The sequence below is a fragment of the Methanoregula sp. genome (assembly GCF_041663825.1).
Classification (GTDB): domain Archaea; phylum Halobacteriota; class Methanomicrobia; order Methanomicrobiales; family Methanospirillaceae; genus Methanoregula.
This window is the reverse complement of record NZ_JBAYLY010000006.1, coordinates 76,925-92,955: the sequence shown is the minus strand read 5'-3', so window position 1 is coordinate 92,955 and position 16,031 is coordinate 76,925. Positions and strand designations below refer to the sequence as shown.

Genomic DNA, 16,031 nt, shown 5'->3' with positions numbered 1-16,031 from the left:
GGAAACATGGTTGAAAAGAAGAAAGCAACTACCAAAAAGACCGAACCCAAGAAGCAGGAAGCAAAGAAGCAAGCTCCCGCCCCGGCAGCAAAGGCTGTCGCAGCACCCGGTGTCACCACCAAAAAGGAAGAAGCCCGTATCGGTGTTTTCATCTGTCACTGCGGTACCAACATTGCCGGGTCAATGGATATCCCTGCCGTGCAGGAATATGCAAAAACCATCCCGAATGTGGCCTATGTTGACAACTACAAGTATATGTGCTCAATGCCCGGGCAGGCTGTGATTCGCAAGGCAGTCAAGGACCACAACCTGACAGGTGTCGTTGTCTCTGCATGCTCGCCCCGTCTCCACGAGCCGACATTCAGGACGGCAACAAAGGAATCTGGCCTGAACCCGTTCCGGTTCGAGATGGCAAACATCCGTGAGCAGAACTCATGGGTGCACATGCACGACCGCGTGGGTTCAACCGAAAAGGCAAAGGATGCGATCAGGATCGCAGTAGCAAAAGCTGCACTTCTCCAGGACCTCTACCCGAAGACCGTCCCCGTAGAACAGGCCGCCATGGTCGTCGGTGCCGGTGTTGCCGGTATGCAGGCAGCCCTTGACCTTGCAGCAGCAGGGATCAAGACCTACCTTGTTGAGTCCGATACCAGTATCGGCGGGCGTATGTCCCAGCTCGACAAGACCTTCCCGACCCTCGACTGTTCGCAGTGTATCTTAACACCCAAGATGGTGGATGTCGGCAGGGCCCAGTTGATTGAGCTCATGACCTGGTCTGAGGTTCATGAAGTGGAAGGTTACATCGGCAACTTCGATGTTACGATCCGCAAGAAAGCCCGAGGCGTGATCACTCCCGCGGAAGCGGAAGCCCGGGGTATTGTCGGAGGCGGCTGCAATGGCTGCGGTGACTGTGAGACTGCCTGCCCGGTTATCAAGCCCAACCAATTTGAAGTGGGCATGAAGCCACGGAAGGCAATCTACATCAACCACCCGCAGGTCGTCCCGCTTCTTTATACGATCGATTTCAATGCCTGCGTCAAGTGCGGCATCTGTGTTACCGCCTGCGGTTCCGAGAAGAAGGCAATCGACCTCGAATCCAAGGACGAATTTGTCAAAGTCAAGGTCGGAACGGTCATTCTCGCAACCGGCTTTGACATCTTCCCCATCGAGAAGAAAGAAGAGTGGGGATACAAGCGGTACGAGAACGTTATTACCAGCCTTGAGTTCGAGCGGCTCATCTGCGCATCAGGTCCGACCGGTGGTTATCCAGTCCGCCCGAGTGATGGAGAGAGACCGAAAAGAGTCGCGTTCGTGCTCTGTGCCGGCTCTCGTGACAACACCGGTGTCGGCAAACCGTACTGTTCGCGGTTCTGCTGCATGTATTCACTGAAACATGCCCACCAGCTTGTTGAAAAGTTGCCCGGCTGCATCCCGTATATCTTCTACATGGATATCCGATCATTCGGCAAGGCGTACGAGGAGTTCTACTACCGCATCCAGGATGAAGGTGCAAAGTTCATCCGCGGGCGCGTGGCAAACATTCTCGAAGACCCCAAGACCAAGAATCTCCATGTGTATGCAGATGACACGCTGCTTGACCGTCCGGTTGACATGGAAGTCGATCTTGTCGTTCTGGCAGCAGCGGTCCAGCCAAAGACAGACACAGAAAGGACACGGAGATTATTCGGTGTTTCCTGCACTGGCGACGGCTGGCTCCAGGAAGCCCACCCGAAGTTAAACCCGTGTGGAACAACCACTGCCGGTGTCTTCCTCGCCGGTGTCTGTCAGGGCCCGAAGGATATCCCGGACACGGTAGCCTCTGCAGAAGGCGCAGCATCTGCGGCCAGCATCCCGATCCACAAGGGAGAAGTCGAACTCGAGCCGTACTTCGCCACCTGTATCGAAGAGAAATGTGCCGGATGCGGCATGTGCGTGAACCTCTGCCCCTACACCGCCCTTGCTCTCGTAGAGAAAGATGGACGCATGGTCATGCAGGTTACGGAAGCAAAATGCAAAGGCTGTGGTACCTGCGGTGGGTTCTGCCCCGGTGGCGCAATCTGGATGAACCACTTTGCAACCCCGCAGATTGTTGCTCAGATCGATGCGTTCCTGCTCGGAGGTGAGCAGTAAATGGCTGAAGAGTGGAAACCCAAGATCCTCGGTATGGTCTGCAACTGGTGTTCCTACGCAGGAGCCGACCTTGCCGGTGGGGGCCGTATCCAGTACCCCCCGGACATCCGGATTATCCGTGTAATGTGCACCGGTCGTTTCGACTCCCTCTTTGTCCTCAAGGCGTTTGCCGACGGGGCGGATGGTGTCCTCATCTCCGGGTGTCACTTCGGAGACTGCCACTACCTTGAAGGCAACTTCAAGTCGGCAAAGAGAATGTTCATGGTAAAAAGGCTCATGAAGAGCATTGGCCTTGACGACCGCCGGTTCCGGATGACGTTTGTCTCTGCATCGGAAGGTGCAAAATGGGCAAATGTGGTAACAGACGTCGTTAACACCATTAAAGAACTCGGGCCAAGCCCGCTCAAGGAAAACAAGTAAACTCCTGTCAGGGGTTCCCTCACAAAGACCCTGTCACAACCCAATATTTTTTATAAAAGAGCGCACAGGAAATTAAACGATTTTTAAATATAGTGTGCGACATTGTAATACTTTTCAAAAATTTTGTCACACTGCGTAAAACAATAAAAGGGCAGATATATGTAATATTTGAACATTGCTTCGTTTTTATGTAATATTTTTGGAATTCTATAATGAAGTGTTCCGAGATAAAATCGGAACGCTTATAAGGGGAAATTGGGAATTAATCAATGTCCCGATCTAGGGGACGTGCAATAGCGACTTTCAATCATTACCAGTGTTCTGTTAGTCACCACCAGCGTTCAGTTCTCGTACGGTACAGCAGTTAAAAGTCAATTTGGAGGAAATTACATGGCAAAATATAAAGATGCAATCGACCTCTACGACGATGAGGGTAAGCTCTTAAAGAGCAACGTCACCATTGACAAGATCAGCCCGCTGACCAACAAGGGTGCACTCGAGCTCATCGACCTCACCAAGAGGACCGTGGCAGTCAACCTCGGCGGTATTGAGGAAGCACTCAAGACCGGTAAGATGGGCGGCAAGTCCAACCAGATCCTCGGCCGCAGCATGAGCTGCAGCTGTGTCAAGGACTGCGATGCACTCGCAGCCAAGATCAAGGAAATGGTGCAGGTTGCCGAAGGCGACGACACCAAGATCACCAAGGTCGCCGGCGGCAAGATGCTCCTTGTGGAAATTCCATCTGCACGTATAAAAGCAGCAGCAACCTACGATGCGACATCCACATCCGTTGCAGCAGCGACCACCTACGCGCTGATCGACCAGTACAAGGTCGGCATGTTCGACGGTTCCTACATCAAGGGTGCAGTCTGGGGAACCTACCCGCAGACAATGGACATGCAGGGCGGCAATGTCGTCTCGATCCTGTCCATCCCGCAGAACAACGAAGGTCTCGGCTACGCACTCCGTAACATCCCCGCGAACCACGCGGTCATGATGACCCACCGGAATGCAATCCAGGGTGCAGCACTCTCGGCAACCTTCGAGCAGGCCGGCGAGTTCGAAATGGGTGCAGCAATCGGCCCATTCGAGCGTGCACAGCTCCTGCTTTACGGGTACCAGGGCCTGAATGCAAACAACATCGTCTACGACCTCGTCAAGCAGAACGGCAAGACCGGCACTGTCGGTACTGTCGTGCAGAGCCTCGTCGAGCGTGCCATTGAGGACAAGATCATCAAGGCAGGCAAGAAGGGCAAGAGCGGCTACATCTTCTACGACACCAAGGACCCGATGCTCTGGAACGCCTACGCATCCGCAGGCACCCTTGCAGCGACCATGGTAAACTGCGGTGCAGGACGTTTCGCACAGGCAGTTTCCGCAACCCTGCTCTACTTCAACGATCTGCTTGAGCACGAGACCGGCCTCCCAGGCTCCGACTTCGGTCGTACCATGGGTGTCGCAGTCGGGTTCTCGTTCTTCAGCCACTCGATCTACGGTGGCGGCGGCCCCGGCGGATTCAACGGTAACCACGTCGTTACCCGTCACGCAGCCGGTGTCGGTATGCCCTGTATCGTCGCAGCATGCGCACTGGATGCAGGCACCCAGATGTTCGGCCCCGAAGCAACCTCAAAGGTATACCAGGACACCTTCGGGCAGATCGAAGCATTCAAGAAGCCAATGCAGACGATCGCAAAGGGTGTATAAACCCTCATAAGGATACGAATGACTGAAGCCACGTTCCCGCAGTGCAGGGTTGTCACCGAACGGCTGATGAACCCGGAAACAGTAGAACGGCTCCTCAACAACCTGCTGAAGGCCGGTGGAATACGGCGCATGGTCTTAAACGGCCCGCGCCTTCCCTCCACCGTAACCTACGGGCCCGCCAAAGGAATGGCCAATCCCCATGTCATGAGGAAGACCATCCATGTCGGAACCGAGGAGATTGAACTACAGGTTCACGTAGGAACCATTCTCCTGGAACTGGAAAACCGCGAGGCCATTCCCGCACTGCAAACTGCGTGTGATGAGACCATCACCGCATTCACCTGCCGCATTCAGGAAGGCAAGTTCATGAAAACTTCCCCGTCCCTTGTAGATTACGCAAAGTACGGCCCGAATGCGGACAAGGATATCCTCGGATTATCAGATCCAAAGAGCCATACAGGCCCGACAATCATTCAGGGAATCAAGTAACTATGCCGATAGGACGAGTAACCCAGGTTGTTGACTGCCGCGAGGCGATGGGCATGGGTAAAGGAGGCGGGATAGCCCAGCGGGGCACCATCTCCGAATGCCGGTACCCGGACGTGATCGTGGTCGGAATGTCCCCAGGACGCCGCCACGTCACAAAACCGGTGTGCGATATCACCTCGGGGTTAAGGCAGCAGGGCGTCGAATACAGCATCAGTACTCTCGTACTGAACGCCGGCAGCGGCGTCCCTCCGGACGCCCCCAATATTGCCGGCGGCGTGATTGGCGCCTACTTCGGGCTTACCGAGAAGGAAGTTACCCAGATTGAGAAACACAAGGTTGCCATACTTCACCATGGGAACGTCCGATCCCATGTTGTCGCCAAGGTCCGATACATTCTTGAGGCCTGTGACGTGAAGGCGATTGTCGTTTCCCAGTCCCCGATTGATTATGAGGATCTCGCAAAGGAGGGCGTGAAGACCGCCGTGGTGATGCCTCCGGCCGACAAGATCCGTACGAAAGGTACGGTGATGGCGATCGTGAGCGGCGTGACCCGGGGTCAGACCCCGACCCGCGAGAAGATGGCGGAAGTCATTTCGTCTGTCATGAGAATCGTGAAAAAGAAGGAAACATTGGAGTGATAAAACAATGGCATACAAACCCCAATATTGTCCCGGACAGACTGCAATCGCCGAGAACAGGCGCAAGCAGCTGGACCCGACCCACAAGCTGGAAAAGCTTCGCGATGTAACCGACAAGGACCTCGTCCTCGTTATGGGACACCGTGCACCCGGCTCAGCCTACAAGAGTGCACACCCGCCACTTGCAGAGCAGCAGGAACCCGCATGCCCGATCCGCAAGCTCGTAACCCCGACCGACGGCGCAAAGGCCGGCGACCGTGTCCGTTACATCCAGTTTGCCGACTCGATGTACAACGCACCCTGCCAGCCCTACCAGAGATCCTGGCTCGAGATGTACAGATTCCGTGGCATTGACCCCGGCACGCTGTCAGGCCGTCAGATCATCGAATGCCGTGAGAGAGATCTCGAAAAGTATGCAAAGGAACTCGTCAACACCGAGCTCTTCGATGCAGCACTTACCGGCATCCGTGGCTGCACAGTGCACGGACACTCCCTCCGTCTCGATGAGAACGGTATGATGTTCGATATGCTCCAGCGTGTTGTTCTCGACAAGAAGTCCGGCGTCATCAAGTACGTCAAGGACCAGGTCGGTGTCCCCCTGGACTCCGAGGTCAAGATCGGCAAGGCAATGGACGCAAAGTGGCTCAAAAGCCACACCACCATGTACCACTCCCTCGTCGGCACTGGATTCCGCGACGACCCAGAATACGTTGAATACATCCAGCGCATCCACGCACTGAGAGTCAAGTACGGCTTCATGCCAAAGGAGGCATAATTATGGCAAAAGCAAAGATCGAAAGAACCCAGAAGCTCTTCCTGAAGGCAATGAAGGAGAAATTCGCAGAAGACCCGACGGCAACCTCAACGGTGTTTGGCCGCAAGGGTCTCGAGCAGTCTCCCAGAAAGATGGAGTTCTTAAAGGAAGGCCAGAAAGCCGCAATGGAGCGCGGCATCTCGATGTACGACCCCAAGCGCTGCCACTGTGGTGGTATCCCGCTCGGTCAGCGCCAGCTGATGACCTACGAGGTCAGCGGAACCGGCGTCTTTGTCGAGGGCGATGACCTTCACTTTGTGAACAACGCTGCAATGCAGCAGATGTGGGACGACATCCGCCGGACGATCATCGTCGGCCTCGACCTCGCCCACGGCACCCTCCAGAAGCGTCTCGGCAAGGAAGTTACCCCTGAGACCATCAACGAGTACCTCCACGTCCTCAACCACGCCATGCCCGGCGCAGCTGTCGTTCAGGAACACATGGTCGAGACCCACCCGGCACTCGTCGACGACTGCTACGTCAAAGTCTTTACCGGCGATGACGAGATGGCAGACGACCTCGAGCCCCAGTTCGTCTTAAACCTCGACAAGCTCTTCCCGGCAAAGCAGGCAGCCGCCCTCAAGGCCGCAGTCGGCAAGTCCATGTGGCAGGCAGTCCACATCCCGACAACCGTCAGCAGGACCTGCGACGGTGGAACGACCTCCCGGTGGTCTGCAATGCAGATCGGTATGTCCTTTATCGGTGCGTACAAGATGTGCGCCGGTGAAGCGGCAGTCGCCGACCTTGCATTCGCAGCAAAGCACGCTGGTGTCATCCAGATGGCAGATATCCTGCCCGCCCGCCGTGCACGTGGCCCGAACGAGCCAGGTGGCATCAAGTTCGGTCACTTCGCCGACATGATCCAGGCAGACCGCAAGTACCCCAACGACCCCGTCAAGGCATCCCTTGAAGTCGTCGGTGCAGGTACCATGCTCTTCGACCAGATCTGGCTCGGATCTTATATGTCCGGCGGTGTCGGATTCACCCAGTATGCAACCGCTGCATACACCGACAACATCCTCGACGACTACTGCTACTATGGTCTTGACTATGTCAAGAAAAACCACGGCGGTCTCGGAAAGGCAAAGGCGACCCAGGAAGCAGTCAGCGACATTGCCTCCGAAGTCACGCTCTATGGTATGGAGCAGTACGAGCAGTACCCGACCACACTCGAGGACCACTTCGGCGGTTCCCAGCGTGCGTCCGTCCTTGCGGCAGCATCTGGTATCACCTCTTCACTTGCAACGGCAAACTCCAATGCAGGTCTGAACGGCTGGTACATGTCGATGCTCCTGCACAAGGAAGGCTGGTCACGTCTCGGCTTCTTCGGCTACGATCTGCAGGACCAGTGCGGTTCCGCAAACTGTATGTCCGTCCGGCCAGACGAGGGCTGCCTCGGAGAACTCCGTGGCCCCAACTACCCGAACTACGCAATGAACGTCGGACACCAGGGAGAGTACGCAGCAATTGCCGCGGCCGCTCACTATGGACGCCAGGATGCCTGGACCCTGTCCCCGCTCATGAAGATCTGTTTCGCAGACCCGTCGCTCAAGTTCGACTTCTCCGAACCACGCCGCGAGTTCGCAAAGGGTGCAATCCGCGAGTTCATGCCCGCTGGCGAGCGCTCGCTGATCATCCCTGCAAGGTAAGCACGATCTTCCCTAATCCAAATTTTTTTTCTTTTTTGTAATTTTTCCTGATACGAGCGTAGCCGCCGTACTTCGCAGGCAACTACCTGGAGCGGTTGATCTGGCAATATCCACCGTAAATTATCCTGATTGAAGGGAGGACACACCCTTACCATGAGACGACTCTCCGGACAAGGAAAATAAGCCCGAATCAGGCTCCTTTTCCCCTTTCCCAATTTGGGCCAAACCGGGATATCCCCGTAAAATCAACGGTTTCTGTTCCAGTGGAGAATACACCCGAATAGCGCCCCGTTTGCCGAAATACGACTGATTTCGACCTCGCCAAATGGCCATTACTGGCCTTTGGACAGCCCCGGTTTCTGCCACGTATTTCAGTCCATCCGGCACCCGGAAAAGCCGCAGGAACGCGAATATGAGGATCATTTTTTCCGGGGTGCCGGTCTCCGGGCAGGTCACACCCGTAGATTTATATGATTTTCGCGCATATGAGTAATAATAAGAGGTACGTCATGAAAGTCTGTATCACGGCGCAGGGCCCGTCGCTGGAAAGTGCATTCGAACACCATTTCGCACGGGCACCGTACTTCATTTTCTACGACACCCGGACCGGCAAACTGGACGCGGTACGGAACGGTTTTGTTGTCAGCGATGCCAAGATCGGCCAGAATGCAGTAAAGTTACTGAAAATGAACGGACTTGAGGCCGTTATCACCGGGGAGATTGGCGAGAATGCCGCGGATCTCCTGAAAGGCGCGGGGATCCCGATCCATATATTTTCCGGCACCGGCACCGTCAAAGACGCGCTTGGTGCAACGGCGACGGAATAGTCAACAGACAGGACCGGTGCCGTCTTTTGGAATCCGATAAGACACCTTGTCGTCATTCCGATTTCGATCCCTGCGGAAATTGCCCTGTTCATAAGGCATACCGGAAAAAACCCGCTGCAAAAAAACGCAAACCGGCTTTTGTTAAAATCCTCAAAACAAGTTTCACACATCGCTACTTTTCCTGAAACCAAACGTAAATCCTGTAATTGAGGAAGGATTTCAACAGAGCCCGCAAATCACAAAAAAAGTGCCCCGGGAAAAGATTGGATACGAAAACGAAATTAAAAAAAAATCACGGCAGGAAGACCGCAACAGCAATCACGGTCGTCCAGTTCCCGTCTTTATTCCCCTGGGCAGACTGGCAGGTATGCGTGGTCCTGATGATCCTGCCGCTGGCTTTATAGATCTGTTCCCGCTCCTGCCAGGCCTTGTCGGTATCGAACTCGATCCCGAGCGTGGTCGCAAGCATCGTTGCCGCAAGGTCCTCGGCATATTCCCCGGTCTTCTCGGCGGTATCGCCATAGGCATGGTGCTCCGAAAGATACCCGTATTCGTTGATGTCTTTGGGGAGTGCGAGACCGATCGCTGCTGAAATCAGGCGGTTGGGTTCTTTTGTATCGTTCCTCGCCATGACACAGTACGTAATCCCCCCGGATTTGAGCTGCCTGAGTCCGGATTCTGCGGAGATCTGTTTACAGTACGGGGGAAAAATGCTGGAGACGTACACCAGATTACAGCGCTCGATACCTGCCTTCCTGAGTGCCAGCTCATATGATGCGAGCTGGTCCTTGTGAATACCAACTCCTTTTGTGAAGAATATCTTTGAGGGAACAAACATAGTTCATCAGCTTTTGTGTATGATGGTTTACGTTTGGGATCGGCAGGGAACGGGGGCTCCTTACAGAGGAGGCCACGGTCAGGCCAGGGGATTCATGCAAACCCGTTCGCACCGGTCCATGACAAACCCGCGGATACCGCCCGGGGGATGATCCGGGTCACCGGCATACCGGGGAATAAGGTGGACGTGGCAGTGCATGACGGCCTGGTCTGCCGCCGACCCGCAGTTGATCACGATGTTGTAGCCCGATGGTGAAAACCGGTGATCGAGAATTCTCTTTCCTTCCGTGAGCATTTCCGATAACGAGGCTTTCTCTTCCGGCGAGGTCTCGAAATAACCGGCCACATGGCGGAAGGGGATCACGAGCAGGTGACCGCGACTGGCCGGGAACGCATCCCACCGGGCATACCAGAGCGCAGTACAGAAAACCACCGCATCTTTTTCCGGCGAACAAAACGGGCACGGCTCACGATCCCTGCCTGTCACTAGGGTAACCGGGGGATTCGTCCCGGCACTCCCCGACCCCCGGGTCATACCGGGGCATCACCCGGCCGGGTAAACGCCAGCAGCCTCACCCCGGTGACCTGCTGGAAGATGGCGCCCTGGCCGATCGCGTGCAGCACAGCGGACTCATCGGCAACGCGGGAGCCGGCGATGATGGTTGCCCCGTGTTCGAACAGGACCGGCGAGAGGGGCGTGCTCGGCCCGAGGATGAGCACATCGACACCCGGCCGGCAGAGTCCGAGCAGGTCGTCGAGGGTATGGTTGATCAGCGCGCTTGCCGTGATGGCGACAATGTCCGCCCTGGGGATGAGATCGGCGGCAGACGCCGCCGGGTAATCGTCCCCGGTGGGGTGCAGCTCAAGCACCCACAGGTTCCCGACAGCGGTGCGGAGCCGGGGGATGAAGGGGAAATGCCCGACAAGCGCAACATTCTTTCCGGCACCCTTCTTCATCAGTACCTCGGACGCATTCAGGAGCACTGCCCTGCTCTCGTCCGGTACCAGGAGCGAGTTGATTGCCGCGACACCGATACCCGCCTCGATGGGATTATCCGAGAGGGCAAACGCCGCAAGTTCCTGTGCGCTTTTTTCATGGAGGTGGCCGACATTGCGCACAACGTTCTCGTGGTTGTGGCATCCCCCGCCCATGACCGTTGTCGCAAGGCCGCAGGCGGTGCTGCACACGGCCGTCCAGTGGGCACCGACAAGGACCGAACGGACGGGAACGGGTTTCTCCGGCAGGCGGGCGATCAGATCGTCAAGGATGGTATGGCTGCTCATGGTAACGTCCCGGACCGCCGGCGGGTATGGTTCCCTGTATCCCGGATCTTACCGGTAGCAGGCCGGGCCGGCGGATCGTACATGAAAGGGTAGGGTGCGATGGTTTATATGATTTATGCGCGTATGAGTAAAAAAGAACGCAGGGGTATCATGAAAGTCTGTATTACCGCTCAGGGCGCGACACCGGATGCAAAGGTCGAGGAGCGATTCGGGAGAGCCCCGTATTTCATTCTCATGGACAGCGAGACGGAAGCCTTTGAGGCCGTGGCAAACCCGTTTGCCGATGGTGCCGGGGGAGTGGGGCCGAAAGCCGCCCAGCTGATCTTAAACCACCAGGTGGCGGTGCTCATAAGCGGTCTTCTGGGGGGAAACGCCAAAGCAGTCTTTGAGTCTGCGGGCGTCAGCATGTACATATACCGCTCCGGCGGCTCGGTGCTGGATGCGCTGAAGGAGTTTAAGAACAATACTCTCGAACGAGCGAAATAAGGATCGCACCGCTCAGGTATTCGGGGAAATGGTTATTTGAGGAAAAATAACGGAGCACGGGAATGAAACTTGCAGTTGCAAGCGGGAAAGGCGGCACCGGCAAGACGATGGTAGCCGCAAATCTCGCCTTCACACTTTCCCGGACCGAACCCGTTACCCTCGTCGACTGCGATGTCGAGGAGCCAGACCTCAACCTCTTCTTTTCAGGTTCCGCCACGACAACGGATGTCACCGTACCGGTGCCGGTAATCGACGATGCTTCGTGCGATCGCTGCGGGAAGTGCGGGGAGTTCTGCCAGTATGGGGCGCTCACCGTGCTGCGCGACCGGGTCCTCTTCTTCCCCGAGCTCTGCCACTCCTGCGGCGGGTGCACGCTGGTCTGCCCGAAAAGGGCCATCCACGAAGAGCCAAAACGGATCGGGACCCTGTCGGTCTCTGCTCCGCTGCCCGGCCTTAACCTTATTTCCGGCCTGCTGGATACGGGGAGTTCCCGGACCGTCCCCATCATCAGAGCCATCAAAGAGAGGGCAAATAACGATCCGCTGGTAATCTGCGACTCTGCACCCGGCACATCGTGCCCCGTGGTCGAGACCCTTGACGGGTGCGACGCCTGCATCCTTGTCACGGAATCGACCCCGTTCGGCCTGCACGACCTGCGGCTTGCGGTGGACGTGACCGCCCGGCTGGGTGTACCCGCCGGCATCGTCATCAACCGGAGCGACGGGAAGGATGAGGCGACCGTCCGGTTCTGCATTGACCACGATCTTGAGATCCTGATGACCATTCCCTTCAGTCGGGAGATTGCCGCCATCCAGAGCCGGGGCGATCTTCTCTGTCAGGTACGGCCGGAGTGGCAGAAGGACTTCTCTGCCCTCGCGGCCAAATGCAAGTCGCTTGCCGGGGTGGAAGAATGATCCGGCTTGCGGTCATCAGCGGCAAGGGCGGGACGGGAAAGACCATGGTCACCGCCGCGCTCTCCCGGCTGCTGAAAGGATCCCTCGTGCTTGCGGACTGCGACGTGGACGCGGCAAACCTGGAACTCGTCCTTCGCCCAAACCTGATCCGGACAGAACCCTTCATGGGGATGAAGACGGCCGTCATCGATCCCGCTCTCTGCGTACAGTGCGGGGAGTGCAGGGAGCACTGCCGGTTTGACGCGGTCGAACGGGACGGCGATGCATACAAGGTGAGCCCGCTCCGCTGTGAAGGGTGTGCAGTCTGCACGGTTGTCTGTCCTGCCGCCGCTGTCGCCATGCAGCCGCGACAGACCGGCGAGATCCTGTATTCGGAAACGGACCGGGGGCATCTCGTGCACGCGCAGCTGGTGCCGGGCGCGGACAACTCCGGGCTGCTGGTACATGCGGTCAAGAAAACCGCAATGGAGCGCGACGGCTCCTGTGATCTCTTCCTTATCGACGGCCCGCCAGGGACCGGGTGCCCGCTTATCTCCACGATCAGCGGCGTGGATGTCGTGCTTGTGGTTACCGAGCCCAGCGTATCAGGTCTCCATGATCTCAAGCGGGTGGTAACGGTCTGCCGCCAGTTCCGCCCCCGGATCCTTGTTGCCATCAACCGCTTCGATCTGGACGCGTACCAGGCAGGAGAGATCGAGGACTGGTGCCGCAGGGAGAATATTCTCCTGATCGGGAAGATCCCCTTCGATCCGGCAGTCATTGAGTCGGTGAGGGCCGGAGTTCCCGTGACGGATACGGGCGCATCCCCGGCAGCGCAAGCCATTCAAATACTGGCAGCCAATCTTGAACAGGAGCTGACACACCTTGACAACCAGCGGTGAGAACAACGAGTGCTGCCGGCGGAGGGGCCGGCCCCGGTTGAACCGGTCGCTCAAAGGCGGGCCGTCCGCGCGGTGCTATGCGCCACAGTGCAACTCGGACAAACAGGAGGGGGTTGTCTCGCTGCTGCCGGAAGAGATGGCGGCACTGACCCTGATCGATTTCCAGGAACTTGAACAGGAAGAGGCCGCAACCGTGCTCGGCGTTTCCAGAAAGACCGTCTGGAGAGACATCCACGAGGCGCGGCACAAGATCGCCGATGCCCTCATCAACGGTAAAACGATCCAGATGGCTGAGTGCATCCGCAGGCTCGAAGGACACTGCCCGAAACATAACGAGAACCTCTGCCCGAAGGTCGGGGGTGGACTGTGCCCCCGGATGACCGAACGCGATCAGGACGATTCTATCGGATAACCACGAGGGGATGGGGACTGCCATGACCCAAAAGCACATCTTCTGGCCGGTCCTCTCCCGCAGGCTCGGGCTCTCGCTCGGCATCGACCTTGTCCCGTTCAAGACCTGCTCGTACGACTGTGCTTATTGTGAGTGCGGGCACACCACGGATAAGACCATAACATGGCAGGACTTTTTTCCCGCCGGCGGGGTGATTGCCGAACTCCGCGAGGTGCTCGCATCCCGTCCTCACCTCGATTCGATTACGCTTGCCGGTTCCGGCGAGCCGACACTGGCCCGCTCGCTGGGGCCGGTGATCGCATTCGTGAAACGCGAGTATCCGGAATACCTCATGAGCGTTCTGACCAACGGGAGTCTCCTGACCCGTCGGGATGTACAGGACGAACTCCTTCCTGCCGACCGGGTCATCCCGACGCTGACCTCGGTATCCCAACAGACGTTTGAGCGCATTCATAACCCCCACCCATCACTGAAGATAGATGCAATTATCAACGGGATTGTGCAGTTCCGTTCACGGTATGAGGGTGCAATCTGGCTCGAAGTGTTCGTCATCCCCGGTCTGAACACTACTGATGAGGAACTGGCCGGGCTCAAGATGGCCATCGACCGGATCGATCCTGATCGGGTCCAGCTCAACACGCTCGACCGGCCTGCCGCAGAGGGATGGGTCCGGGCCGCATCCGGCGCTGAACTGGAATCAGTCAAAAGGGCTCTCGGACGGCCGGGCATCGAGATATCAGGCCATCAGCGTTCAGTCTCCCGGGCTGTGCTGGCAAACACCGGCTCAGTAGACCTGATCCGTGCAACGCTCAGCCGCAGGCCCTCTACGGTAGAAGACCTGGTGCAAACCACCGGCCTGAGCGGCGGTGAAGTGGCAAAGATACTCGGGGCCCTCGAACGGGGTGGAGAGGTCATCCCGCAGCGGGGGACACGCGGGGTTTTTTACGCGATGTGCCAGGAACCTGAAGAAAGGAGGGAGGGAGCGTAAATGAAGGTCACAATCCTCATGGACAATACCGCGCTCTTCGACCGGATGTTTGTTGCAGAGCACGGCTTTTCTGCGTATATCGAGGCGGAAGGAAAACGCATCCTGTTCGATACGGGTTACTCCGGTGCATTTTTACAGAATGCCGAGAAGATGAAGATCGATCTCTTCGATCTTGATTACATCGTCCTCTCCCATGGGCACTTCGACCACACCGGGGGGCTCTGGCACCTGATCCACCGGTTCATGGAAGCAGCGATCGAGGAGACACCCCACCGGCTCCCCCGGCTCATCGCCCACCCCTGCTGTTTTCTCCCCCGCCCCAAACCGCCCCTTGGCGATATAGGTCCGGTCTTCACCGCAGATGAAGTGCAGCGGGCCATGCCCCTTGAACTGTCGGAGAGCCCGGTCAGTCTCACGCCCAACCTGTTCTTCCTTGGCGAGATCGAGCGGAAGTTCCCCTTCGAGGATGCCGCACCCGGGTCCCGGCGAATCGTGATGCCGGACGGAAGCTTACAGGAGGACCGGATCCTCGACGACACTTCCCTCGCGTTCCGGGGCCGCGACGGGCTGGTGGTGATCACGGGATGCGCCCATGCCGGTATCTGCAACACCGTGGAGTATGCAAAGAAGATCTGCGGGGAGGAGCGGGTGAACGACATTGTCGGCGGCCTTCACCTCCGGACGGCCGGGCCGCAGCTCGACGGGACACTTGCGTACCTTAAAGATCGGTGCCCTGACGCACTCCACGCCTGCCACTGTACGTCGCTCGCAGCCAAGGTCGCCCTTGCGCAGGTGACTCCCCTGCAGGAGACCGGCGTGGGGCTGCGACTAGAGTACGCGGACCGGTAAAAACCGGAGGTGATCCCATGAGCGGCAGTCACGAAGTCTTCCCGGTATCCCGCGCCGGTTACCTTGACGGGTGGTGGCGACGGTTCAAGTACCAGCCGGGCCGGCTTGTTGACCGGTATGTCCGCCCGGGCGATACGGTCCTCGATATCGGGTGCGGGCCGGGCCTCTTTACCCTGCCCATTGCGCGGCGTGTCGGCGAGAACGGGCAGGTGATCGCAGTGGATCTCCAGGAAGGGATGCTCGCGATCCTCAAAGAAAAGGCCACGAGGGAAGGACTTGGTGCCCGCATCCGGCTCCACAAGGCCGGACCGCACTCGCTGGCGCTCGAATATCCGGGGCGTATCGATGTGGCATTCGGATTATGTGTTATCCATGAAGTCTCCGATCCGGCCCGGCTCGTGCAGGAGGTGTATTCCCTTCTCGCACCGGGCGGGACATTCCTCATCGCTGAACCGAAGCATGAGGTTTCCCGTGATGAGTTTGAAACGGATCTTTCGATGGCAGCATCGGCCGGATTCCGCAGGGTCGGTACCCCGTTTGTTTTACGGAGCCGAACCGCGCTCTTCAGAAAGGATGGGGCCGGGTATCCCCGATAACGGTAAATAATCCCCTCCGTATTTTCTTCTTTTGGAGGTTCTCGGGAAGCAGGATTTTGTTATCTGAAAATCAACTTTACTTGCCCGTTCAACAACCCATATTTCGTGAGAAA

Annotated in this window: 18 protein-coding genes; 15 read left to right on the top strand and 3 right to left on the bottom strand. The window is 57.4% G+C overall.

What is annotated here, in order from left to right:
* Nucleotides 1–6: 6 nt before the first annotated feature.
* From WCX19_RS04500 to WCX19_RS04465, 8 genes are all read left to right on the top strand, one after another.
* Nucleotides 7–2,130, top strand: coding sequence for a 4Fe-4S dicluster domain-containing protein (locus WCX19_RS04500; RefSeq protein WP_373005567.1), 2,124 nt, complete (start codon nt 7–9; stop codon nt 2,128–2,130).
* Complete coding sequence (locus WCX19_RS04495) at nt 2,131–2,550, top strand: hydrogenase iron-sulfur subunit (RefSeq protein WP_373005565.1); 420 nt, start codon at nt 2,131–2,133, stop codon at nt 2,548–2,550.
* Between the two features lie 390 nt (nt 2,551–2,940).
* Nucleotides 2,941–4,254, top strand: a complete 1,314-nt coding sequence (mcrB, locus tag WCX19_RS04490; protein WP_373005563.1) for a coenzyme-B sulfoethylthiotransferase subunit beta — start codon at nt 2,941–2,943, stop codon at nt 4,252–4,254.
* Nucleotides 4,255–4,272: 18 nt separating this feature from the next.
* A complete protein-coding gene (gene mcrD, locus WCX19_RS04485) occupies nt 4,273–4,743 on the top strand; it encodes a methyl-coenzyme M reductase operon protein D (RefSeq protein ID WP_373005561.1) in 471 nt (156 codons plus the stop codon).
* A 2-nt stretch (nt 4,744–4,745) separates the two neighbouring features.
* Nucleotides 4,746–5,381, top strand: a complete 636-nt coding sequence (gene mcrC, locus WCX19_RS04480; protein WP_373005559.1) for a methyl-coenzyme M reductase I operon protein C — start codon at nt 4,746–4,748, stop codon at nt 5,379–5,381.
* A gap of 7 nt (nt 5,382–5,388) precedes the next feature.
* Nucleotides 5,389–6,156 (top strand): coenzyme-B sulfoethylthiotransferase subunit gamma, encoded by a 768-nt coding sequence (gene mcrG / locus WCX19_RS04475; RefSeq protein ID WP_373005557.1) that lies wholly within the window; start codon nt 5,389–5,391, stop codon nt 6,154–6,156.
* A 2-nt stretch (nt 6,157–6,158) separates the two neighbouring features.
* A complete protein-coding gene (gene mcrA, locus WCX19_RS04470) occupies nt 6,159–7,844 on the top strand; it encodes a coenzyme-B sulfoethylthiotransferase subunit alpha (protein ID WP_373005555.1) in 1,686 nt (561 codons plus the stop codon).
* 509 nt (nt 7,845–8,353) lie between these two features.
* On the top strand, nt 8,354–8,671 hold the full coding sequence (locus WCX19_RS04465) for a NifB/NifX family molybdenum-iron cluster-binding protein (RefSeq protein WP_373005553.1): 318 nt from the start codon (nt 8,354–8,356) through the stop codon (nt 8,669–8,671).
* Between the two features lie 292 nt (nt 8,672–8,963).
* Here the strand turns inward: WCX19_RS04465 and WCX19_RS04460 are convergent, their stop codons facing one another.
* From WCX19_RS04460 to WCX19_RS04450, 3 genes are all read right to left on the bottom strand, one after another.
* Nucleotides 8,964–9,509 (bottom strand): pyruvoyl-dependent arginine decarboxylase, encoded by a 546-nt coding sequence (locus WCX19_RS04460; protein WP_373005551.1) that lies wholly within the window; start codon nt 9,507–9,509, stop codon nt 8,964–8,966.
* Between the two features lie 78 nt (nt 9,510–9,587).
* On the bottom strand, nt 9,588–10,043 hold the full coding sequence (locus tag WCX19_RS04455; protein ID WP_373005549.1) for an HIT family protein: 456 nt from the start codon (nt 10,041–10,043) through the stop codon (nt 9,588–9,590).
* A complete protein-coding gene (locus WCX19_RS04450; protein ID WP_373005547.1) occupies nt 10,040–10,792 on the bottom strand; it encodes a Rossmann-like domain-containing protein in 753 nt (250 codons plus the stop codon). Before WCX19_RS04450 ends, WCX19_RS04455 begins: the two co-directional genes overlap by 4 nt.
* Before the next feature lie 150 nt (nt 10,793–10,942).
* Here WCX19_RS04450 and WCX19_RS04445 point away from each other — a divergent pair, with 150 nt between their 5' ends.
* The 7 genes from WCX19_RS04445 to WCX19_RS04415 all read left to right on the top strand — a co-directional run bounded on the left by WCX19_RS04445 (nt 10,943) and on the right by WCX19_RS04415 (nt 15,918).
* The gene (locus tag WCX19_RS04445; RefSeq protein ID WP_373005545.1) at nt 10,943–11,278 is read left to right on the top strand and encodes a NifB/NifX family molybdenum-iron cluster-binding protein; all 336 of its coding nucleotides are present in this window, start codon (nt 10,943–10,945) and stop codon (nt 11,276–11,278) included.
* A gap of 62 nt (nt 11,279–11,340) precedes the next feature.
* Nucleotides 11,341–12,192: a P-loop NTPase gene (locus tag WCX19_RS04440; protein ID WP_373005543.1), complete on the top strand. Its 852-nt coding sequence runs from the start codon at nt 11,341–11,343 to the stop codon at nt 12,190–12,192.
* Complete coding sequence (locus WCX19_RS04435; protein WP_373005541.1) at nt 12,189–13,073, top strand: ATP-binding protein; 885 nt, start codon at nt 12,189–12,191, stop codon at nt 13,071–13,073. Before WCX19_RS04440 ends, WCX19_RS04435 begins: the two co-directional genes overlap by 4 nt.
* Nucleotides 13,057–13,485 (top strand): DUF134 domain-containing protein, encoded by a 429-nt coding sequence (locus WCX19_RS04430; protein WP_373005539.1) that lies wholly within the window; start codon nt 13,057–13,059, stop codon nt 13,483–13,485. Before WCX19_RS04435 ends, WCX19_RS04430 begins: the two co-directional genes overlap by 17 nt.
* 22 nt (nt 13,486–13,507) lie before the next feature.
* Nucleotides 13,508–14,473 carry a radical SAM protein gene (locus WCX19_RS04425; RefSeq protein ID WP_373005537.1) on the top strand — a complete coding sequence of 322 codons (966 nt, stop codon included), beginning with the start codon at nt 13,508–13,510 and terminating at the stop codon, nt 14,471–14,473.
* Nucleotides 14,474–15,322, top strand: coding sequence for an MBL fold metallo-hydrolase (locus tag WCX19_RS04420; RefSeq protein ID WP_373005535.1), 849 nt, complete (start codon nt 14,474–14,476; stop codon nt 15,320–15,322).
* 17 nt (nt 15,323–15,339) lie between these two features.
* Nucleotides 15,340–15,918, top strand: a complete 579-nt coding sequence (locus WCX19_RS04415; protein WP_373005533.1) for a class I SAM-dependent methyltransferase — start codon at nt 15,340–15,342, stop codon at nt 15,916–15,918.
* Nucleotides 15,919–16,031 lie beyond the last annotated feature (113 nt).

Excerpts from the sequence above, each read along its gene's own strand:
- WCX19_RS04500 (WP_373005567.1), top strand. The coding sequence starts at position 7 with ATGGTTGAAAAGAAGAAAGCAACTACCAAAAAGACCGAACCCAAGAAG.
- WCX19_RS04495 (WP_373005565.1), top strand. The coding sequence starts at position 2,131 with ATGGCTGAAGAGTGGAAACCCAAGATCCTCGGTATGGTCTGCAACTGG.
- mcrB (WP_373005563.1), top strand. The coding sequence starts at position 2,941 with ATGGCAAAATATAAAGATGCAATCGACCTCTACGACGATGAGGGTAAG.
- mcrD (WP_373005561.1), top strand. The coding sequence starts at position 4,273 with ATGACTGAAGCCACGTTCCCGCAGTGCAGGGTTGTCACCGAACGGCTG.
- mcrC (WP_373005559.1), top strand. The coding sequence starts at position 4,746 with ATGCCGATAGGACGAGTAACCCAGGTTGTTGACTGCCGCGAGGCGATG.
- mcrG (WP_373005557.1), top strand. The coding sequence starts at position 5,389 with ATGGCATACAAACCCCAATATTGTCCCGGACAGACTGCAATCGCCGAG.
- mcrA (WP_373005555.1), top strand. The coding sequence starts at position 6,159 with ATGGCAAAAGCAAAGATCGAAAGAACCCAGAAGCTCTTCCTGAAGGCA.
- WCX19_RS04465 (WP_373005553.1), top strand. The coding sequence starts at position 8,354 with ATGAAAGTCTGTATCACGGCGCAGGGCCCGTCGCTGGAAAGTGCATTC.
- WCX19_RS04460 (WP_373005551.1), bottom strand. The coding sequence starts at position 9,509 with ATGTTTGTTCCCTCAAAGATATTCTTCACAAAAGGAGTTGGTATTCAC.
- WCX19_RS04455 (WP_373005549.1), bottom strand. The coding sequence starts at position 10,043 with ATGACCCGGGGGTCGGGGAGTGCCGGGACGAATCCCCCGGTTACCCTA.
- WCX19_RS04450 (WP_373005547.1), bottom strand. The coding sequence starts at position 10,792 with ATGAGCAGCCATACCATCCTTGACGATCTGATCGCCCGCCTGCCGGAG.
- WCX19_RS04445 (WP_373005545.1), top strand. The coding sequence starts at position 10,943 with ATGAAAGTCTGTATTACCGCTCAGGGCGCGACACCGGATGCAAAGGTC.
- WCX19_RS04440 (WP_373005543.1), top strand. The coding sequence starts at position 11,341 with ATGAAACTTGCAGTTGCAAGCGGGAAAGGCGGCACCGGCAAGACGATG.
- WCX19_RS04435 (WP_373005541.1), top strand. The coding sequence starts at position 12,189 with ATGATCCGGCTTGCGGTCATCAGCGGCAAGGGCGGGACGGGAAAGACC.
- WCX19_RS04425 (WP_373005537.1), top strand. The coding sequence starts at position 13,508 with ATGACCCAAAAGCACATCTTCTGGCCGGTCCTCTCCCGCAGGCTCGGG.
- WCX19_RS04420 (WP_373005535.1), top strand. The coding sequence starts at position 14,474 with ATGAAGGTCACAATCCTCATGGACAATACCGCGCTCTTCGACCGGATG.
- WCX19_RS04415 (WP_373005533.1), top strand. The coding sequence starts at position 15,340 with ATGAGCGGCAGTCACGAAGTCTTCCCGGTATCCCGCGCCGGTTACCTT.